This window comes from Vibrio clamense (genome assembly GCF_050337905.1).
Classification (GTDB): Bacteria; Pseudomonadota; Gammaproteobacteria; order Enterobacterales; family Vibrionaceae; genus Vibrio; species Vibrio cortegadensis.
Genome location: NZ_JAKJTJ010000020.1, coordinates 35,810 through 57,668, shown reverse-complemented (window position 1 = coordinate 57,668; position 21,859 = coordinate 35,810). Strand labels below are relative to the sequence as shown.

Sequence of the window (21,859 nt, the reverse complement as noted above, 5' to 3'; positions counted from 1 at the left end):
GACCTAAAAAAAGCTTTCTTCGATAGTGAGAATGTCACCGGGCTGAATTTTGTGAAGCAAGGTAACTTTTGTTGCCTTGATATTTGGATCATCACTTGACGAGATATAGATATTCTTTTTAGATGCTCGTTCGGTAAAGCCGCCAGCAATTGTAATGGCTTTATTTACTGTTAAACCAGGGTTGTATGGGTAGCTACCCGAATTCTCGACTTCACCATTAATGTAATATGGGCGATATTCAACCACACTTACGAATACATTCGGGTTGATCAAGTAGCCGTCGAGTAACCCATCGTGAATATCTACTTTTACTTCTTCTATCGTTTTGTCTTTGAGTTTTACTTGCCCTAAGAATGGGTAGTCTATTTGCCCGCTATCACTGATGCGAATTTCCATAGAAAGCTCAGGTTCATTATAAACTTGAATTTTTATTTGGTCGCCAACACCTAACTTGTATAGCGCTTCACTTGCCAGAACAGACAAGGACAGACAGCTTAAAATAATTACTAGCACGTACTTCATCGTAAGTTACATCACACCTTCAATGGCCAAATAATAGATATTCTGATCATAATTCATTGTATTTATATTGGAGTCTTTGGACTCAATGCCATAGCCTAGTCTGAGAGTTAGCCATCGGCGAAAATCATAGTCAAAATTTAAAGTAAGGTTGGTCGTTTCGTCTTTTCGTGCCGATCCAATATAGTCTTCGTCCAATCGTGATATTTCAGCTTTAGTTGAAACTTTTTGATTCCAGTTATGGACCCAATTGACGTTATAGTTTTTCGCATCAATAGCATTACCAATCCCATCAGCATCCATAGAGCGTCTATTGGTGATGAGTTGGATGGCTGAATATGATCTAATGAGATAAGTGACATTAATATCCCAGGAGAATGATTTAAAATCATCTCGTAAGGATGAATCAAAGTTCTTATATTGCGCACCAAGTTTTGCACTACCTTGTAGTTTCTCTGTCGCGTCCCAAGATGTGCCCAAATAAGTAAAGTAGTGCTTACTGTCCTTGGATGATGAACCTGGAGCCGTAAGGTCATAGGTTCTATCGTTCGCTATGATTTGAAACAGCAGAGATGTTTTTGGAAGTGCATCGTAATAAAATGTGCTATTGAAGCGTAGCTCTTCCCAACTTTGATATTGGGTGACTTGTTGATTATTTTTGTAATCAAGCTCTCCCCATCCTAGATTTGTTTCTAGTTTTCCTTTGCTATTGTCGCCACCGTAGATGTAACCAATGTTCACTTGAGTACTGTGGTATTTGTTGTATAAAAGGTTGAGAGTTTCTTCGTTATCACCGCGGCTTTCATGAGCTAATGCAAGTGAATAGTTTAGGTTCACTTTGTGTTTTGAATGAAGATCCCACTGACTTGACCAATCAAAGAAATGATCGGTAAAGTTATCTTTACTTGAGCTAAAAAAATCACCACGCTGTAGGCGGTAAACGGCTACATGTTTTTGCCCTGTTGGTTCAAATGCGACGCTTACTCCAGGCTCTACAATGGAAAAGCTAGAGCGATCAAAATTACTGTCTGATTTAGCGATATTATCATTGTAACCTACTGATAAATTGAGAAAGGGCACGATGGCGATCCCTGACTCAGTTATGATGGGATGCGGCTCTGGCTTAGCAAGTACAGCCGTTGCGCTAACTAGTGTTAAGCTGAATAAAACCGCTGGCTTCACGTTGGAAAATTTCATTTGAGTACACTTAGTCCATTTCTAGTAGGCATTTTTGCCAACGAATCCTTTAAAAATCGTTAAGAAAACAATTTTAATGTCAAACCACAGAGACCAATGGTGTATGTAGTCCAAATCAAATTGAACTCTTTTTTCCATTTTATCGAGCGTATCTGTTTCGCCACGCCAGCCATTAATTTGGGCCCATCCAGTGATGCCAGGCTTTACTTTATGTCTTAGCATGTATCGATTAACAATGGTGCGATACTCTTCATTATGGGCAACGGCATGTGGACGAGGACCTACAATAGACATCCCTCCTTGAAGCACATTAATGAACTGTGGTAATTCATCGAGCGATGTCTTTCGAATAAATGAACCAAATGGAGTAACACGTGGATCGTTCTTAGTTGCTTGCACTACTTTAGAATCGTTATCCGTGACACTCATACTCCTGAATTTCCATACTTTAATCTTCTTCCCATCTAATCCATATCGCATCTGCTTAAAAATAATGGGGCCTGGTGAGCTCAATTTTACGCCAATAGCCACGGCAATGAGTACAGGACTTATAAGAATCAGTATCAAAGTGCTTAATACAAGGTCTTCAAACCTTTTTAACCATGTTGCGAGTTTATTTCCATTGAATGGTGTGTCTGAGATACTAAAAGCATTAACGTCACCAATGGTATACCAACGAGAGTGAAGCAAATTGAAAGTGAAAAAATCAGGAACAATATAAGTGTTAACTGTACTGTCAGAAAATGCATCTAAAATAGTACTGATTCTATTCTGAGCCTGCATTGGCAACGCTATATAAACACTTTTTACTTTGCCATTTTTCGCTAACTTCAAAGCATCATTGACTTTACCCAAAACAGATATTTGGCTATTTAGTCGATCAACTTTTCTATCATCATAGAATCCAGCCATTTTTATTCCAAATTTTGGATTATTAGTAAGGCTTTCAGATAATCTTAAACCTTGGGGAGTCATACCAATGATTACAGCATCAGTAGTATGTATTCCTTTCTTGTGTAAATAATAAACAAAAGTAAAGGCAATTGAACGCCAAAATAAGAGGAAAAATAGCGATCCTATAAACCAGAATCCTAAAATTAAGCGAGAAAAATCGTGACCAGTTTTTGTGAAATACCCAACTAATGCTAAACAACAAACTGAAAATCCCCAGCAGCATGCGGTATGTAGTGATAAATCGCGGATCTTTGTTGTGTGCCAACCACTATATATATCAAGGCTCTCGGCTATAAAGCTATAGAATAAAACACCCAATAATCCCATTGAAACATACGACATATTTACAACATGATTATGGTACTTTATTGCTACATACATAGTAACCAGTATTACAAAAGCATCAATTAACCGATAGAAAACCTTACCTTGATAACTCGTAATACGGATTTTTCCTTTTTCACCCATAAACAAGATCTCCTACCTGCTATTGGTTAAAACATAAATTAAGTAGCGCATTCTCATATTAAGTAGCAGTGATTACAATAGTAGGTAGTGCATCAAAAATAAGACAGTGATGATATTTGTTGTTTATTTTATTATTGATGAATCTTGGTGAGATTAAATTTAATTTCAGTGTTTGTTTTCTATCCATGTTCTTAATATATGTCGTTCTTTTTATAAGTGACCTATGGTAAGTCAAATATATAATGAATCATTATTGAGATGTCTCAAGTTAGAGAATATTTCTAGGAATCTATTGCAATGTAAATGATCTAGTATTGCTTTATGAGCCATATCGAGATTCACTTTATTCTGAGAGGGGGAGTGACGAGGAAAGGTGTCTGAACTTTGTAGATATATCCTGATAAGTCGTTGAATAGCGATACACAGGGTTTAGGTTAAAATACACAACGAAAAGTGGGCACTAGTCGCTATGTATTTTAGTTAAGTGTATTAAGAGCTAAGTCTTAATTATTCGCGGCGAAGTAGAGCGTGCTCGACCACCAATTTGCACCGTTATGGGATAGAGCTAAAATTGATGACACTCAGTTGTCCATCAGTAAGGCTGACTTCGAATACCTGATTCACAGGAAGCGGAATACTTAAACCATCGTATTGCTCTGAGTCATCACCACTGGCGTCGCAACTGAGCGCCACTGTGTACTCTCCTGGTTCCAAAAAGCCAAATGCGTATTCATTCTGTTCACTGACCGCAACCGAAGCATGAGGAGCGATGCTTCCTTGTGGAACAGGATTATTCTGTACTATGTCACCATCAAACAAGTCAACGAATAACGAGCTATCGAGTTGATGGCCTTGATAGAGATAAACGAATCCTAAACCATCCACGTTGCATTCATTGCCAAGTAACAAATTGGGTTCAACAGCACCAGCAAGAGAGGAGGAGATATCATTATTAATAATCGTCACGCCATGTGGTTTTAAAATGTAGCCGTTATTATTGTTTGAGTTACCCCTCATCACCAATGCTTGGCGTAAATCAAACTCGATCACATAACTTTCATCGCTACCTTCAATAACCAATTCACCAAGACGTAACTTATTACTTGGTTGTTTCAGAGGCAGTTGGCCAAGAGTGTCATCCACGACATAATTTAACCCAGCATCTGGTGATATGTGTAGGATCACATTTTGGTAAGTTCCTATTGGGACTTGCTGATCTTCCACTAAAACAAAAGTATCGGTATTTTGATATTGAATGAGATCAACTTGTGCGTAATCTTTTGCGCCGTTCTCCGAACTAATATCGATAAAGATCGAATCATCTTCTTGTACTAGCTCAATTTGATGAAAGGCAATGACAACTTCTGATGCAGTGTCTACTGGCGCATCAGACACTGCGACAGTGACATTTGAGTAGTGTGGTGTTGAACTCTCGCCCCCGCAGCCAATGAATAGCACAGGGCTGCACAGTAACAATGCTGAAGTGATGTATCTCATAATGAAAGCTCCGTGAAGTACCTTCCATTAGTATGGGATAGTTCAGTCATGCTATTCGGGTTAGGACAAGTAAGTGCTGAAAAACGGCAGGAAAAAGCAGAAAAGTACAAACGAAAACTAAAATGAGAGTATTTAGGAAATATGACAATCTGAGAAGAGTAGATCTTGATACAAGAAACCCCAGACGAAAAAAAACCGCTAAATAATTAGCGGTTTCTTCAAAAGTGGTGGAGGGATAGGGATTTGAACCCTAGAACCGCTATTAACGGTTGCCGGTTTTCAAGACCGGTGCTTTCGACCACTCAGCCATCCCTCCAGTGCGTTGAATAATATAAGGACTCTAAAAACTTGTAAAGCCCTAATGAGTTCGTTTGGACAAATTATGCGCATTTATAGCAAAAAAAATTATTCGCACATTTTAAAGGTAAACATTTTGTTATATCTATATGTATTTTAAAGGGTTTGTTAACTAAATGCTGAGTTCTACTTACTCATTAATGGGCAGATATTTTGCTAGGGAAAAATAAAGGGGGAGCTCAATAAGCTCCCCCCTTTAAGTATCTAAATCTTGATGCTACTTACTTTTGGTGTAAAACCTTTGCAGCTCAGTTAACCCTTGCATTAAGACGGGTAACTTAGGGTTCTGATCTTTCAAGCGATTGTAGTTGCTGTCGTAAAGCTTATAGTTACCAAACTTATCAATCACAGTTGTTTTGTTGCTGGTAATCAGCGCTAACTCTCGGCTATCACCCGCCAAAATCCACTTACGTTTATTCTCATCAAATAGACTTTTACCGCTGCTAAAATCATTTGGGTTGGAAGAAACACCTAGTAGATCTTGCAATAGTGTGACTGAGAAATCTAGGTGGCTAGATTGATGAGTAAACTGAGCGGCAAGCTTGCCTGGCCAATGAATGACCATAGGTACCTGTAATTGGTAGCGACTGTAATTACCGTTAGAGCCCCAACTATTTGTTTGGGTTTCATTGAACTCGCTACCGTGATTTGAAGTAATAACGACAATAGTGTTTTGCAATAGCTCTAAATCATTAAGAGATGAATAGAGCTTGCTTAGTTCAATATCAGCCGCTTGAGCCGATTTTGCGTAATCAATCTGGAAGCGATCACTTGCTTCTAATGTATCGGTATGATCACCATAATCACTAAAATTGTCTACGGTTGTCAGTTCGATGAAGCTAAACCAAGGAGAAGAAGCTTGGTTTTTAACCCAGATATCCCAGTTATTAATGGCTGAGCTATCACTATGAAGCTCATTATCACTATTCTCTTGTTGATTCGCTAATTGCTGGCTGCGGAAAATAACTTCTGAATAGAGAGTGTCATCGAAGTTATCACCACTAAATAGTCCAGTGGAATAACCTTGATCTTCTAAAACCGAAAGAAGAATAGGACTTGTGCCTTGCGCTTTAATGCTACTTGCATAACTGCTTGGTAGGCCATAAAACAACCCAAACATACCGTACATATCATTGCTAGAGCTGTAGTGGTTGGTAAAGTTCAAGTTATCTTGAGCAAATTGATAGCTGTTAGGCATCGTCTCTGCATTTAACATATCCGCCCGAAGATTATTGACGCTTACGATCAATACATTCAAGTTCTCGCCACGACGGTTAAACTTGATCGTTTCAAGCGGGTATCGAACTAAATCAACATTATTCTCATTTTGTTCTAAGCGTTTTAAGTATTCATCACGGTCCAGTAAACCATGCTTTTCCATAAAGCTTTTTGCTGTCATTGGGTAAGACAGTGGAAAGTTGGCTTTCTGGCTTGTTATTGGGCCATAAAAATAGGCGTCAGCCCAAATATAGACAACATGACTGGCCATGAAGCTCAAAAAGAAGACGGCAGCCAAAGGGCGACCAATATGTTTATGCGACAGTTTTCTTTGCTTACGCCAAACCCACTCTGACAATCCAAGTTCTAGTAGAAATATCAAAGGTAGAACAATGAATAAGTGTTGCAGTTCTGAACTTACCGCACTTTTTTCATCGGTGAAAAGTAACTCCCAGACGACAGGCGTTAAGTGTAAGTTGATACTCTGATAGGCTTGTGTATCGACGAGTAAAACGGTTAATCCTACCGTAGCAAAACAGACGGCGATTAATCTGAACAGTTTACGGGAGGGGATCGCAAACGTAAGTGGAAAAAGAATCAATAGGTAGAGAGCGAAAACCAAGAACCCAAAATGCCCAACCCAAGAAAAAGCCAAATAGCTTTGTCCTAAAAGAGTTTCAGGCCAAGGTGATTGGGTGATATAACGTGTACCAACAAGCATCGCCGCTATGATGTTGAAAAAAGCAAACCAATGCCCCCATCCAACTAGTCGTGATACTCGTTCACCGTAAGAATTTCCGCTATCTACCATTTATTGTTCTTTTATCCGTTCTGAAATTAGTGGGTTTTTGTTTCAGCTAGTGAAGACACTAAGGCTTGAGCAAATTTTTCAGCAATTGCAACACGTTGTGAAGCAGCAACGTTCTGATTTAAGACATTGGTTGCGATATTTCCCGCAATCATCAGTGAAAGCTCAGGAGTAGCACTATGTTTCTCAAGTACTGCAGCTACTTCTGCTAGGATAGTTTCAACTTGTTGATCGCTGTATTTAGATGTAATCGGCATAAAGACTCTAATAATGATAGTAAAAGCGGCTTATAATAACCTACTATTCACTACAACTGAAACCTGAACGATAATATTTTCTATGAGCCTTAATCTATCCAATGTTATTTTACACCAACTTCGCAAAAACGATCAGGAAGAACTGGTCGTTAACTACCGTGCAGAATCCTTAGCGAATGATTCATCAACAGAAAGTTTAGTTGCTGAACTGCATCGTGTATTCAACTCCAAAGCAGGCAAGGGTTTTGGTTCTTTTAAAGAGGACAGTGATTTTCAGCAATGGTTGCAAGAGCTTCGTAAAAATGAGCGTAGCTTCTACGATTTTTCTCAGGCCAGTGCTTTACGTCTCAAAGATGAGCTGTCTAAATACCCATTTGCAGATGAAGGTACCCTCGTTTTAGCGGAGTACCAATCACTTTCTACGGACTACCTTTTTATTGCGTTATTACCTTCGAATGAGAGCCTAAAAGTCACCGAAGGCCTTGATATCAGCGCAACTGATTATCTTGATATTTCGAAAATGGACATCGCGGCTCGTATTGATCTCTCTAGCTATGAAACTGATAAAGATTCCAATCGTTACTTGGCCTATATCAAAGGCCGTGTTGGTCGCAAAGTCGCTGATTTCTTCTTAGATTTCTTACAAGCTGAAGTTGGGCTTGATACTAAACAGCAGAATCAGGTCTTGATGCAAGCTGTTGAAGATTTTGTTTCAGATTCTAAACTAGAGAAAGAAGAAGCAGTAAGCTATAAAAAGCAGGTTTATGATTACTGTAATGAGCAGCTTAAATCGGGTGATGAAGTTGAAGTGAGCGAATTGTCCGGAGAGTTGCCAGCAAGCACCGATGGAACCAGTTTCTTAGATTACACTCAAGAGCAAGGGTATGAACTCGAAGAGAGTTTCCCTGCAGATCGTTCTACCATTCGCAAGCTAACGAAATATGTGGGTGCTGGTGGCGGGCTAAATGTGAGCTTTGATAGCTTACTTTTAGGAGAGCGTGTTTTCTACGATCCAGAAACGGATACATTAACCATTAAAGGAACCCCTCCAAACTTGAGAGATCAATTAACTCGAAATAAATAAAGGGGTAAGATGAAAGGTGAGTTTTGAAAATGCTCACCTTTCTTATATGCTTGTTATTCAAGCATTAAAATATGGACATGATTTATGCAACGGCAGATGGGATATAGTCTTCAATTTAAAATTATTCTAGTTACTCTTGTTTTGTGGGGGATTAGCTCGGTATTTCTTGTGTTACAGAGCCGTACTGCCCATCAAAATTTGGTTGCAGTTGAAGAGTTGGGGAACCGAGTCAATGATCTTCGTAGTACATTATACTTCCCAGAACCGTTTCGAGCCGTACAGGTTGATGACATAGCCCTTGATGTTCAGCTCATTTACTCATTACGTCTGCAAGTTGAATCGAATTTCAAATCTAAACCATTTCTGCCTGATGTGAACCAACTGCTGTATGTTACCGATCGCTTTTTAGAAGATGTTCGAGATTTTCTGTCAGTTGAAGTAAAAGTTAAAAATTTGGCACAAGATATCAATGAATCAAGAGCGCATAGCGATAATTCGGAGCAAGTGGTAAACCTATATAACGAAATTTCGGCATACACTTTCCAAGCGTTGTATGCGGAAAGTCAATCGAATTCAGAAATATACCGAGCATTTGATCGTATTTTAATTGCTTCGCAAGCTTTAGATCAGGATGAGCGAAAGCAACTACAGGTACAATTATCAAGTGCATCGGTGCTATTAAGTGAGTACGCGCAGGTAAATTATTACGTAGAGAAATTAATTAAACATTCAGTTCACGATCAGCTTTCTGCTTTTGAAGATGAACTTCATGACATGCAAGGCATGTATATGATGTTGGCAATAGTGTTAAGTTTTATTGCTCTTTCAATGCTTACATTTATCCGATTTTTTGTCCAAACATCGAGTGAAAGTGCAAGCGCTGTCCAAAATGGAGAGCATGAGTTGATTGAAGGTGGTGATGGTGAGCCTTTGAATGATGCAGAAGTTATGGCATTCTCTGAGGGGAGGGCAACGGAGGCTGTTCGAAATACTCACGATATTGATGAACCAGCATTCCATCAGCCACAGAGTACCGATGTTCTCGATAGTGATGTACTGGGTGATTCTGATCAAGATCGTATCGAGAAACAAAAAGCGATAGATGCACCAAATGCTTCAGCAGTCATTGATATAGAAGCAATGCTTGCAACCATGAATGGTGATGACGAGTCAGTCGCAATGTTATTAGAGGTGTTTGTTCAAGATCACACTAATGATGCCATTTCACTAAAGGAGTTGCTTGATACCGACCTAGAGGCTGCGCAACGTAAAGCACATAGTTTGAAAGGGGTGGCGGGGAGTTTGGGTGCTATGCCTTTAAGAGAAATTGCGACTGAAATTGAGATAGCCCTAAAACAGTCAGAACCCGTCAGTGAGGCTCAGCTGAGTACTTTATCTAAAGCTCTCGCTGATGCCATATCAGCAACGAAAGAATATTTACAGTTAGATTGAGATTAGAGTTTAGAGATGAAATCAGTAATCAATACGATATATGAAGATAAATTAGTCGAATTAAAAAATAAGATCAGCGATCAACAACTTGCTGTAAAACTAACAATTGTCACCGTTGGGGATGATCCGGCAAGTAAAGTCTATGTAAATAATAAAATTCGATTGTTCTCCGAGCTCAATCTAGAGTGCAATCACATCACATTACCGCAAGTTGGAACAAGTCAGTCAGATCTTGATGGTTTAGCTGCATCGGCGACACATCCTATTTTATTTCAGCTTCCGCTACCAAATGGGCTTGTTGCACCCGATCTTCCAGCCGTTGTGGATGTTGATGGGTTTGGCTCTGAAGCGTTAGGTTTGTTGGTTTTAGGGCAGAGTGCGGTTTTGCCATGCACTGTCCAAGCTACAATCGATATTATTGCAGCTCATTGCGGTGAATATAATTTTTCAGGCTTAAAAGTTGCGGTCGTCGGGCGCAGTAACATTGTTGGTAAGCCGTTGGTTATCGAATTGATTAATCGCCAAAGTACCGTAGCAAGTTTCAACAGTCGCTCTGATCTTAATGTGGTTGATTGGAACAAGTACGATGTCATTGTTGTGGCGACGGGGGCTCACGGTATTTTAGACAACTCCCAGTTTATTGAAGGCCAGCTTATTATTGATGTTGGCATTAATCGCGTGGATGGAAAGTTAGTAGGTGATATTAAACACCACGATGGCATTCTATCTTCTGCGGCTATTACGCCAGTACCAGGAGGCGTTGGTCGGTTAACGTGTTTACATGTATTGGGTAATGCGATTAAACTTGCTGAGATTTACGGTAAAGATTAATCTTAATAAATATTCAATGTCATTACTACGGCTTGAATTTTATTATTAAAAATAATTCTAGCTATTGGGTTCAATAGTGAACTTAATAGCTAGATGTGTTATTTATTTAAACCTGATCGATCTTGATATTAAAGCATCATAACTTGAGCAGTTAATAAAATAGTACCAAAGGCAAGTAAGAACAAAACAATGGGGAATACAAATTTGACCCATTTATTAAATGGGATTCCTAGCATTTGGAGTGTTACAAGAACTAGACCTGTTGGCGCTAAGAATAGCATCGCATATTGACCCCAGTTATAGGCAGAGACCACAATATCTCTTGGAATTCCCACCGTGTCAGCGAGTGGAGCCATAATTGGCATCGATAATACCGCTAGCCCCGATGAAGAAGGGACAACCAAACCTAGGAAGAAAAAGACAAACATTTGAGAGACAGCAAAAATACTCCCATGCATACCAGAAACCAAATCGGAAGCATAAGCTAAAATAGTGTCAGATATCATTCCCTGTTCAAGGACAATATTCACTCCACGCGCCATACCAATAATGAGAGATACTGCTACCAACTCAGATGCACCTTGAGTAAACGCTTCTACCGCCTCCTTCTCACCAAGCCCCGAAATGAAAATAATGATGATCGCAATCGTTAAGAAAGATGCCGCCATTTGAGGGAACCACCAACCAGCCATTGATACACCCCAAACCATCATAGGAAAGGCGATAGCAAAGAGCGTGAGAATGATCTTTCTACGAAGAGTAAACGGTGTTTTTTGCTCCATATTGCTGTCTTTCAAAAATCGTTGTTTAAACGATTCTCTATCAGAGTAAGTATATGAAAACGAAGGATCGGCTTTGATTTTTTTACAGTACCAGTACAGATAGCCAATCACGGTTGCAGTGCCGACAACCAAGCCGAATGCTCTTACTCCTAAGCCTTCTGTAAAGGAGATACCCGCAGCGTTAGATGCAATGACGACTGAAAACGGGTTAATGGTAGAGAATGCAGTACCAATAGAGGCCGCTAAAAATATGGCACCAACACACACAATCGAATCAAAACCGAGGGCAAGGAAAATTGGAACAAGAATAGGGTAGAAGGCGACCGCTTCCTCCTCTAGACCACATGTTGTGCCTCCTAAAGCCATCACGACACACACAAGTGCAACAAATAAAAACTCGCGACCTTTTGTTTTCTCTGAGAGGCTTATTAGGCCAGCGTTAAACGCACCTGTTTTATTGATAACGCCGATCATTCCCCCAAGAATCAAAATAAATACGATAATATCGGCACCCTCAATTGTGCCTTCCACCATGCTGACAGCAATATCTCCTAAACCTTTGGGGACATTTTCTAATTGCAAGTAAGTATCTGGTATCGCGATGGGTTTACGAATCGTCCCACTAGTAAATTGCTCAATATCAATATTGACATTTAATTCTTTTAATTCGCTTTGAGTCGCTGTTACTGTCGTTACATTGCCCATTGGGCTGGTAATATCTAATGTATTATCGCTAGCGTTATATGACAGTTTTGAATACGAGCCTGCGGGAATAACCCATGTAAGCCCGATCGCAATGATCATAATGATAAAAAGAATGGTAAAAGCAGTAGGAAACTGAATAGATCTATTTGATTCTTTTGCAATCTGCATAATATATCCTCTAGATTATATTTGGCGGATAGACACTAGCCAAGTGATCGTAAACTAATCGTTTACAAGAATTATTTTTGCAGTATAAGTCTCAAAGTATGAGTTAAGTTTGATATTTTATCATTGATTTTTAAATCTGATATATTACTTTTCATGCGTTCGCAATTATTGAATTGGTAAACAAAAATTGCAGATATAATATTAACGTGAATAAAATGGGCATATTATTCGCATAGTTAGATGAAAGTGAAATAAATATAATCATGATGTTTTTGAGATTATCATCACATACCCGATTTATGAACCGCAGTAGTCTTTCTTTTTGGATTAATGACTGATGTTTACAATATGGATAACTTGGTTTCGACTCTTTCTGATTTCAACGCGACTGAATTTCGTCGACAGCTTCATCAATACCCTGAACTCTCACTTAATGAAGTCAATACCGCGACATTGATCGCAGCACAATTGCGCGAATTTGGGCTGTTCCCTGTCACTCAAATCGGAGGGAATGGGGTGATCTGTACCATCGAAAGCGGCGTTGCGGGTGACACTACGTTATTGAGAGCCGATTTCGATGCACTGCCTATTTCCGAGAAAAATAGCATCGCGCATTGCTCTCGACATGAAGGCGTGATGCATGCTTGTGGACACGATGGGCACACCGCAAGTCTGATGCTGGTTGCCAAACACCTCGCGATCACACCTCCTCAGTTCGGGAAAGTCGTTCTACTATTTCAACCCGCGGAGGAGATTGGAACGGGTGCTGCTAGCATGCTGAACGATAATAGAGTAGCAACGTTAAATGTTGACCATGTGTTTGCTTATCATAACCTCCCTGGTTATCCATTAAATACAATCATCGTGAAACCAAACGCATTTGCTTGTGCATCAACGGGCGTCATTGTTGAATTGGAAGGAAAAACTTCTCATGCTGCAAGACCAGAGAATGGCATTAACCCAACCTCTGCGATGGTTCAGTTAATTCAGTATTTGCAAAACTTGCCACAGAAGTACTCAGAAGCGTTTACGTTAGTGACGGTGGTTCATGCTTATCTGGGTGAAGAGGCGTTCGGTACGGCTCCGGGCAAAGCGACAGTGATGGCAACGCTGAGAAGTGATGATGGGCCGCTATTTGAGAAAATGAAATCTGATCTGCTGGAAACCGTATCTGAAATAGCGGTTCGAGATAATCTTACCTGTCATGTCGAGTGGCAAGAGTCATTCAATGCCGTGATGAACTCTCCAAAACATTGTGACATCGTGTGCCAACAAGCAGAAAAAATTGGTTTACCGCTGGTGGAGTTAGATGAGCCAATGCGTTGGTCGGAAGATGTCTCTGAGTTTTTGGCTAAGTGGCCGGGCGCTCTGTTCTGTATTGGGAGTGGGGCAGAGCATCCACAACTGCATAATCCAGACTATGATTTTCCTGATCAATTGATTGAGACTGCAAGTGCTATGTTTACTGGAATCATCCAGCAGTTGCATCATCGCTAACGATTAGTGCTTCATAGCAGAGTGAATAGATACAAAAAAGGAGACATTTACGTCTCCTTTTTTTCAGCGTGATGCAATGTATCTACAAATTAAGCAGGCTGTTTCTCTGTATTAACTTCAAGCTCTTCTGAAGAGTGTTCTGCTGTTGGTTCGCATTTATCAACAAACCAGCCCATGTAAGACGTTACAATCGTTACGATGATACAAACAAAGCTCAACCACATAAATGGTGCATAAGACAGAGTGGCAACACCTAGAATGCTCGCCATGTAAATGCCGTTATCACTCCAAGGAACCATGCCTGATGTTAGCGTGCCACCAAACTCCGCGTTACGAGAAAGATTCTTTCTTTTGTAGCCTAGGCGGTCATAGTTTTTCGCACAAATCTTAGGTGTCAGAATTAGCGATACATACATTGCAGAGCCAAAAATATTACCCATGAATGCTGTTGCAATAGTGCTAGTTGCTAGTGAGCCAGCACTTTGAACGCGGCGTTCAAATAGTTTGGCGATAGTTTCTAGTAAGCCAACTTTATCTAGCAAGCCACCAAAACCTAGACCAAAGACAATCACAGCCACCGATCCTAGCATTGATGACATGCCGCCGCGGTTAAGGATTGAATCGATGAAATCAACACCTGACGAGATAGAGAACGGAGCCCAAGCGGTATTGAACGCTGTTAGGAAATCGATATCTTGGATCATAACCGCCCAGATAATACCGAGTAAAGAGCCGAAACTAATCACAGGGAAAGACGGCATTCTCATTGCTAGTAGACCTAGAACAATCAGAACTGGAACAAAAGAGTAAGGAGTAATAAAGAACTGGTTTTCCATTGCCTTAATGACTGAGTCCACTTGGCTCATATCGACATTGCCAGCGTAGTGAAAACCAAATGCAGTAAACATCACACCCGTAATGATGTAGCTAATTAAGGCAACCGGTAGCATGCCTTTAATGTGTTCAACGACTTCAACGTTCGACATTGATGACGCTAAAATTACTGAGTCTGATAGTGGCGACATTTTATCACCAAAGTAACAGCCAGAAAGAACCGCACCCGCAGTAATTGGAGCAGGAACACCAAGACCTTGGCCGATTCCCATCATCGCAATACCAGCGGTACCAGCAGCACCCCAAGAGGTACCCGTTGCTAATGCTGTTAATGAACAGATAATCATTGTTGCCAGTAGGAAGATAGAAGGGTGAATCGCTTTAAGGCCGTAATAGATAATGGTCGGAACAATACCGCCAGAAATCCACGTGCCAACAAGTGCACCAACGGCTAAAAGAATCAAAACCGCACCTAGACCATTTGAAATACCGTTTAACGCCGCTTTTTCAAGGTCTTTATATTGGTGGCCAAGACGTAAACCAAGAGTGATGATAACGAACCAGCCTATATATAGTGCTAGTTGTATAGGGAGGTCGAGTTTTGCAGTGAAGGAAAATGCCAATAATAGGAATAGTCCTAATGATACAAAAACTTGCATCAAACTAGGTAGTCGAGTGTTTACTTGCTTCATATAAGCCTCTTATAAAATTGGGGGCAATAGCATGTTTAGCACATGATTCGGAACGACTCGAACCTTACCCTATTAAGATTAATATATCGAATAAATGCACTTGTGGTGTGATATTAAACTGTGAAAACTACTTTGTTGATTATAAAGTATCGCTTTAAGTTAAATTTGAGCGTCAAAGATGTTTTGTGGTGTGGTTTTTATGTGTTACAAATGTTGCAGCTTATTGCAACTGTGTAATGGCTGAATAATTTTGGGTGTCATCATCGACATAACCAAGAAATATCGGCTGTTCAGTTAAGAAGCACTAAAAAGTTTCTATTTTCAGCAAATAGAGCTTGAGGTTTTGTTCTGAAAAACTTATAGATGGTTAAGATGGTTTTGAATTTATACATGGAGAGTGAATGATGAGAGTAGGTCTAGTTGGTTGGCGCGGTATGGTAGGCTCGGTTTTAATGCAGCGAATGGTAGAGGAAGGAGATTTTGATCTCATCGAACCTGTCTTTTACAGCACGTCTCAGATTGGTATACCTGCCCCTACTTTTAGTAAGCAAACGGAGAGTGAAACCGGTTTGCTGCAAGATGCTTTCGACATAGATAGCCTTAAACAGTTAGATGCGATTATTACCTGTCAAGGTGGCGGCTACACCGAAAAAGTGTACCCTGCGCTTCGCCAAGCTGGCTGGAAAGGCTACTGGATTGATGCAGCGTCTACCCTTCGCATGGACAGCGATTCAATTATTACGCTAGATCCTGTGAACTTGGCTCAAATCCAACAGGGAATTCATTCTGGCACCAATACATTCGTTGGTGGTAACTGTACCGTAAGCTTGATGCTAATGGCGTTGGGTGGCTTGTATGAGAAAGGCATGGTTGAGTGGATGAGTGCAATGACTTATCAAGCCGCTTCTGGTGCTGGTGCTAAAAATATGCGCGAGCTTATCTCTCAAATGGGTGTCGTTAATGATTGTGTGAGTTCAGAGCTCGCAAATCCAGCAAGCTCAATTTTAGATATTGATAGAAAAGTGGCGGATACCATTCGTTCATCTTCATTCCCTACGGATCAATTTGGTGCCCCACTTGCTGGCTCACTCATTCCATGGATCGATGTGAAGCGTGAGAATGGGCAAAGTAAGGAAGAGTGGAAAGCGGGCGTTGAAGCGAACAAAATTTTAGGACTAGACGGAAAGCCAGTCCCAATTGATGGCACGTGTGTTCGTATTGGTGCGATGCGTTGTCATGCTCAAGCATTAACAATCAAGCTTAAGCAAGATGTACCAATGGATGAGATTGAAGAGATCATCGCAAGCCATAACGATTGGGTGAAAGTGATTCCGAACGAACGAGACATTACCGCGCAGGAGCTGACGCCTGCAAAAGTGACAGGAACCATGTCAGTACCTGTTGGACGATTACGTAAAATGTCGATGGGAGATGATTTCTTAAATGCCTTCACCGTAGGTGATCAACTTCTATGGGGGGCTGCTGAGCCTTTACGCCGCACACTGAGAATTCTTCTGGCTGAAAAGCAGTAAACAAAATTCTACTAAGGGCAACGTAGATTTTTCCATATGAAAAGCACCTAAATTATAGGTGCTTTTTTCGTTAGGGATGGAAATATGTTTTAGGTAATTAGGTAATTAGGTAATTAGGTAATTAGGTAATTAGGTATTCGGGGATTGTGGCTTCACAGGGATCACTCGTTGATCCGGATCTGGTAATTCACTGCCACAAAATTTGCAGTAAAGCGCATCAGATTCATGCCCTGTTTTAGAGCAATTTGGGCATTTAACCAAGTTACGGTGCGCATTCATCTCATGATTTAACTCTGCTGTGATAATGCCTGTAGGAACGGCAAGAATGGAATAGCCGAGTAGCATGGTTAGTGAGGCAATCGCTTGGCCGAAAGGGGTTTTAGGGACAAGGTCGCCATATCCAACCGTCGTTATCGTGACAATCGCCCAATAAATGCTTTGAGGAATAGAGGTAAACCCATTGCTAGGACCTTCCACAACAAAAATTATCGAACCTAAGATAATGACTAAAATCCCAACCGTGCTAAAAAAGATGAGAATCTTTCGGCGAGACATCAGTAAAGAACGCAGCAATATATTTGAGTCTTGTAAGTAACGAACCAGTTTAAGAATTCTAAAGATCCGCATCACTCGCAGCATTCGTATTACCCCAATGAAAGAAGCCGCAGGGAAGAAGAATGCAAGATAAGTGGGTAATACCGCGACTAAATCGATGACGCCATAGAAACTTCTCATATAAGCGGTAGGTTTTGGCGAGCAATAGAGTCGAAGAAGGTACTCAATAGTGAACAGGGCTGTGAAACCGTACTCTAGGTAAGTGATCGTTGTACCCCACTGTTTTTCGATACTCGGAATGGAATCGAGTACTAAGACAATCAGTGAAGCTACAATTGTAAAGATTAACGCTATATCGAAAAGGCGACCCATGCGAGTGTGGGTGCCAAAAATAATAACGTATAAGTGATGTTTTAAAGAGTGACGAGTCATGATGTTGCAACGTTTGTTTACCATTGCAACATCATACATTTTACTGGCAGGTGACGCGAATTACCTAACCAGCAAGACCTGGGAACAGGTTACGTAAACCGTTGGCAATGAACTCAATGCCAAGAGCGCCAAGAATCAAGCCCATAATACGAGTGATAACGTTGATTCCAGTTTGCCCAAGAAAACGGACAATGATTGGAGCTGAGCGAAATAGTAGCCATGTACACAAAGAGAAAGCAACAATCGTAATGCTAATCCCAACTGTATCCATCATTGTAGGGTAACGAGCACCATAAACGATGGTTGAACTGATCGCACCAGGGCCGGCCATCAAAGGCATCGCTAAAGGAACAACACCAATTTGCTCTCTACTATTGTATTCGGACTTTTCTTGTTTGTTTTGTTTATCCTCACCTAGCTTACCGCTCATCATCGAAAACGCGATGCTCATTAACAGCAAACCACCTGCAACTCGAAATGAATCCAGCGAAATACTGAACATGTCGAGAAGAATTTGTCCTGCAAGTAGAGAAATAACAAGTATGACAGCAACGGCAATATTTGCAGTGGCTGCGGTTTTGTTTTTTTCTGCAGGAGACATATAGCTCGTCAGCGATACAAACACCGGCATGATACCAACAGGGTTAACTGCGGCAACAAGGCCAAGGAAAAACTGCAAGAAAACAGCGAGTTCAATAGATTGCATAATGGGCGTCTCACTTATCACGAAAATGCAAATAATAGGGGGTATCTTAAGAGGGGATAATGTAAGGCTTAAAGCTTAAAAGGACGAATGAAAAAAACTAACCCGTGAGGTGCGATTAAACGAAAAAAAACTAATTGCACATCGCTAAGTTTAAACGGGAAGTTACATGGGTAAGAATTATGGGGTAATAAGTTGCAGTGAATTGAGTAATTGTTAATGAGTGCACATTTTTAATAAAAATTATGTCAATTTATGGTGCCTTACAAGCAGATGGATATACTCTCAGTAGCACGAAAATATGGGTCGACATGTACCTTTTTATTCAAAAATGAAACTTTTTTACAGTTTGTTGTAATTTTTTCTATTTTTTGTTTCAAGTGAGGTTTTTTTAAGCACTTGGATTTTTATGTTTATATTCAATGTAATCAGTAGCTTGGGTGGTTTGTTGTGATCTTGATACCACTAAGTGGGTAAATAGTTTTTCAGAACTGATCTGAGTCAATTTTTTTCATACTCTGAAATATTATACTCAGTCCTGAAAGCAATTTACTAAGAATGTAGCTGAGTTAGAAAACTGAAACAGCCGCCTTACTAAATAGTTTTTAACGAATTTTATAGTTTTTATTTTTAGGAGAAACAATATGCCTGTAACGAATTTAGCTGAACTTGATGCTCTAGTAGCACGCGTTAAAGCGGCGCAAAAAGAATTTGCGAACTTTCCGCAAGAGAAGGTTGATGCAATCTTCCGCGCTGCATCTCTAGCAGCTTCAACAGCTCGTATCGAACTAGCAAAAATGGCAGCGACTGAGTCTGGCATGGGTATCATGGAAGACAAAGTTATCAAAAACCACTTTGCTTCTGAGTTTATCTACAATAAATATAAAGATGAATTAACGTGTGGCATCATCGATCGTAACGATGAAGGTGGCACGATCACTATTGCTGAACCTCTAGGTATCGTTTGTGCAATCGTTCCAACAACAAACCCTACTTCAACAGCAATCTTTAAAGCATTAATCTGTCTTAAAACACGTAATGGCTGTATCTTCTCTCCACACCCACGTGCTAAAAATGCAACTAACTATGCAGCTAAAGTTGTATTAGATGCTGCGATTAAAGCTGGCGCACCAAAAGACATCATTGGTTGGATTGACCAACCATCTGTTGAACTGTCAAATACACTAATGAAGCATGATGATATCAACATGATCCTTGCTACTGGTGGTCCAGGCATGGTTAAAGCAGCTTACTCTTCAGGTAAACCTGCTATCGGTGTTGGCGCGGGTAATACTCCTGTTGTTATCGACGAAACTGCTGATATCAAACGTGCTGTTTCTTCTATCCTTATGTCTAAAACATTCGATAACGGTGTTATCTGTGCTTCTGAGCAAGCTGCAATCGTTGTTGAATCAATCTACGATGACGTTAAAGCTCGTTTCGCTCAATACGGCGCTGTCGTTCTAAGCAAAGAAGATGCAGATAAAGTACGTAAAGTACTACTTATCAATGGCGCACTTAACGCTAACATCGTTGGTCAACCAGCATACAAGATTGCTGAGCTAGCGAATGTTAAAGTTCCAACATCGACTAAAATTCTTATCGGTGAAGGCCTAGAAGCTTCATGGGATGATGAATTTGCTCATGAAAAACTATCTCCTACACTAGGTCTATTCAAAGCGAAGAACTTTGAAGATGCTGTACGTCAAGCAGGTATCGTATTAGACATCGGTGGTGTTGGTCATACTTCAGTACTTTACACAGACCAAGATAATAACGAAGAGCGCATTGCGTACTTCGGTGACAAAATGAAGACTGCTCGTATTCTTGTGAACACGCCTGCATCTCAAGGTGGTATCGGTGACCTTTACAACTTTGAATTAGCGCCTTCACTAACTCTAGGTTGTGGTTCTTGGGGTGGTAACGCTATCTCTGAAAACGTAGGTCCTAAGCACCTTATCAACAAGAAAATTGTAGCTAAGCGAGCAGAAAATATGTTGTGGCATAAACTACCAAAATCTATCTACTTCCGTCGCGGCTGTTTACCAATCGCAATGACTGATCTTGAAGGTAAAAAACGTGCGTTAATCGTTACTGACCGTTTCTTGTTCAACAACGGTTACATTGATGACCTACGTGCAATCTTAAAAGAGAAAGGCATGGAAGTTGAAGTGTTCCATGAAGTAGAAGCGGATCCAACATTAGCAGTAGTTAAAGCTGGTGCTGAAGCATGTGCAAGCTACCAACCTGACGTTATCTTAGCTGTTGGTGGTGGTTCACCAATGGATGCTGCGAAAATTATGTGGGTGATGTACGAACATCCAGAAACTGATTTCGAAGACCTATCAATGCGCTTTATGGATATCCGTAAACGTATTTACAAGTTCCCTAAAATGGGTCAAAAAGCTGAACTAGTTTGTATTACTACTACTTCTGGTACAGGTTCTGAAGTTACACCGTTTGCTGTTGTAACAGATGAAAAAACAGGTCAAAAATACCCACTAGCAGATTACGAACTAACGCCAAACATGGCTGTAGTTGATGCTAACCTTGTTATGGATATGCCTAAGTCTTTATGTGCATTCGGTGGTTACGATGCAGTAACGCACGCATTAGAAGCTTACGTTTCTGTTCTTGCTAACGAATACTCAGATGGTCACGCTCTTCAATCACTTAAGATGCTTAAAGAGTACTTACCAAGCTCTTACGCTAACGGTAAGAAAGATCCAATTGCACGTGAGAAAGTACACAATGCAGCAACAATTGCTGGTATGTCTTTTGCGCAGTCTTTCCTAGGTGTGTGTCACTCAATGGCGCATAAACTAGGTGCTGAGTTCCACATTCCACACGGTCTTGCAAATGCGTTGTTAATCTCGAACACGGTTCGTTTTAATGCGACTAACAACCCAACTAAACAAGCTGCATTCTCTCAGTACGACCGTCCTAAAGCACGTGCTCGTTACGCTGAAATTGCTGAGCATTTAGGTTACCGTGAAGGTAATACTGAAACTAAAGTTAATGCGTTACTTGGTTGGTTAGAAGAGCTTAAAGTTGCATTGGATATCCCACTGTCAATTCAAGCTGCTGGTGTTGATGAAGCTGCGTTCATGGCTAAAGTTGACTCAATTGCTGAAGATGCGTTTGATGACCAATGTACAGGTGCTAACCCACGTTACCCTCTAATCAAAGAGCTTAAAGAAGTATTAATTGCTTCTTACTACGGTAAAGCATTTGTTGAAGGCGAAACTGCGACAGTAAGTGAAAAAACTGAAGCGCCAAAAGCAAAGAAAGCTAAAAAGTAAGATAACGCTTTTATG

16 protein-coding genes and 1 tRNA gene are annotated in these 21,859 nt (G+C 40.5%); 6 read left to right on the top strand and 11 right to left on the bottom strand.

What is annotated here, in order from left to right; all coding sequences use genetic code 11:
- Window positions 1-3: 3 nt before the first annotated feature.
- From vpsN to L4C39_RS05340, 7 genes are all read right to left on the bottom strand, one after another.
- Entirely contained in the window at window positions 4-522 is a 519-nt protein-coding gene (gene vpsN, locus L4C39_RS05370) for an exopolysaccharide export protein VpsN (protein WP_017053511.1), read from the bottom strand.
- A gap of 6 nt (window positions 523-528) precedes the next feature.
- Entirely contained in the window at window positions 529-1,716 is a 1,188-nt protein-coding gene (locus L4C39_RS05365; RefSeq protein ID WP_429744881.1) for an outer membrane beta-barrel protein, read from the bottom strand.
- 21 nt (window positions 1,717-1,737) lie between these two features.
- Window positions 1,738-3,138: an exopolysaccharide biosynthesis glycosyltransferase VpsL gene (gene vpsL, locus L4C39_RS05360; protein ID WP_429744879.1), complete on the bottom strand. Its 1,401-nt coding sequence runs from the start codon at window positions 3,136-3,138 to the stop codon at window positions 1,738-1,740.
- 552 nt (window positions 3,139-3,690) lie between these two features.
- On the bottom strand, window positions 3,691-4,635 hold the full coding sequence (locus L4C39_RS05355) for a DUF4382 domain-containing protein (protein WP_113799928.1): 945 nt from the start codon (window positions 4,633-4,635) through the stop codon (window positions 3,691-3,693).
- Between the two features lie 225 nt (window positions 4,636-4,860).
- Window positions 4,861-4,951: transfer RNA gene (locus L4C39_RS05350), tRNA-Ser, on the bottom strand.
- Between the two features lie 258 nt (window positions 4,952-5,209).
- Window positions 5,210-7,021 carry a DUF3413 domain-containing protein gene (locus L4C39_RS05345; RefSeq protein WP_429744877.1) on the bottom strand — a complete coding sequence of 604 codons (1,812 nt, stop codon included), beginning with the start codon at window positions 7,019-7,021 and terminating at the stop codon, window positions 5,210-5,212.
- Window positions 7,022-7,047: 26 nt separating this feature from the next.
- The gene (locus L4C39_RS05340; protein WP_017053604.1) at window positions 7,048-7,275 is read right to left on the bottom strand and encodes a YejL family protein; all 228 of its coding nucleotides are present in this window, start codon (window positions 7,273-7,275) and stop codon (window positions 7,048-7,050) included.
- Window positions 7,276-7,357: 82 nt separating this feature from the next.
- Here L4C39_RS05340 and yejK point away from each other — a divergent pair, with 82 nt between their 5' ends.
- From yejK to L4C39_RS05325, 3 genes are all read left to right on the top strand, one after another.
- Entirely contained in the window at window positions 7,358-8,359 is a 1,002-nt protein-coding gene (gene yejK, locus L4C39_RS05335) for a nucleoid-associated protein YejK (RefSeq protein WP_017053605.1), read from the top strand.
- Between the two features lie 96 nt (window positions 8,360-8,455).
- Complete coding sequence (locus tag L4C39_RS05330) at window positions 8,456-9,811, top strand: Hpt domain-containing protein (RefSeq protein ID WP_429744874.1); 1,356 nt, start codon at window positions 8,456-8,458, stop codon at window positions 9,809-9,811.
- Between the two features lie 15 nt (window positions 9,812-9,826).
- On the top strand, window positions 9,827-10,642 hold the full coding sequence (locus tag L4C39_RS05325; protein ID WP_113799934.1) for a bifunctional 5,10-methylenetetrahydrofolate dehydrogenase/5,10-methenyltetrahydrofolate cyclohydrolase: 816 nt from the start codon (window positions 9,827-9,829) through the stop codon (window positions 10,640-10,642).
- A 128-nt stretch (window positions 10,643-10,770) separates the two neighbouring features.
- On the opposite strand, the gene L4C39_RS05320 is transcribed toward L4C39_RS05325, so the two are convergent.
- Window positions 10,771-12,297 carry a YfcC family protein gene (locus L4C39_RS05320; RefSeq protein ID WP_113799936.1) on the bottom strand — a complete coding sequence of 509 codons (1,527 nt, stop codon included), beginning with the start codon at window positions 12,295-12,297 and terminating at the stop codon, window positions 10,771-10,773.
- A 330-nt stretch (window positions 12,298-12,627) separates the two neighbouring features.
- Between L4C39_RS05320 and L4C39_RS05315 the strand changes: the two genes are divergently transcribed.
- Window positions 12,628-13,794 (top strand): amidohydrolase, encoded by a 1,167-nt coding sequence (locus L4C39_RS05315; RefSeq protein ID WP_429744871.1) that lies wholly within the window; start codon window positions 12,628-12,630, stop codon window positions 13,792-13,794.
- Between the two features lie 89 nt (window positions 13,795-13,883).
- Here L4C39_RS05315 and nhaC read toward each other — a convergent pair whose 3' ends face one another.
- Complete coding sequence (gene nhaC / locus L4C39_RS05310; protein ID WP_429744869.1) at window positions 13,884-15,320, bottom strand: Na+/H+ antiporter NhaC; 1,437 nt, start codon at window positions 15,318-15,320, stop codon at window positions 13,884-13,886.
- A 404-nt stretch (window positions 15,321-15,724) separates the two neighbouring features.
- On the opposite strand from nhaC, the gene asd reads away from it, so the two are divergent.
- Window positions 15,725-16,852: an aspartate-semialdehyde dehydrogenase gene (gene asd / locus L4C39_RS05305; protein ID WP_029203471.1), complete on the top strand. Its 1,128-nt coding sequence runs from the start codon at window positions 15,725-15,727 to the stop codon at window positions 16,850-16,852.
- A gap of 129 nt (window positions 16,853-16,981) precedes the next feature.
- Here asd and L4C39_RS05300 read toward each other — a convergent pair whose 3' ends face one another.
- Window positions 16,982-17,839, bottom strand: coding sequence for an ion transporter (locus L4C39_RS05300; RefSeq protein WP_113799995.1), 858 nt, complete (start codon window positions 17,837-17,839; stop codon window positions 16,982-16,984).
- Between the two features lie 64 nt (window positions 17,840-17,903).
- Window positions 17,904-18,545, bottom strand: coding sequence for a YchE family NAAT transporter (locus L4C39_RS05295; protein ID WP_429744867.1), 642 nt, complete (start codon window positions 18,543-18,545; stop codon window positions 17,904-17,906).
- Between the two features lie 641 nt (window positions 18,546-19,186).
- On the opposite strand from L4C39_RS05295, the gene adhE reads away from it, so the two are divergent.
- Window positions 19,187-21,844 carry a bifunctional acetaldehyde-CoA/alcohol dehydrogenase gene (adhE, locus tag L4C39_RS05290; RefSeq protein WP_113799942.1) on the top strand — a complete coding sequence of 886 codons (2,658 nt, stop codon included), beginning with the start codon at window positions 19,187-19,189 and terminating at the stop codon, window positions 21,842-21,844.
- Window positions 21,845-21,859 lie beyond the last annotated feature (15 nt).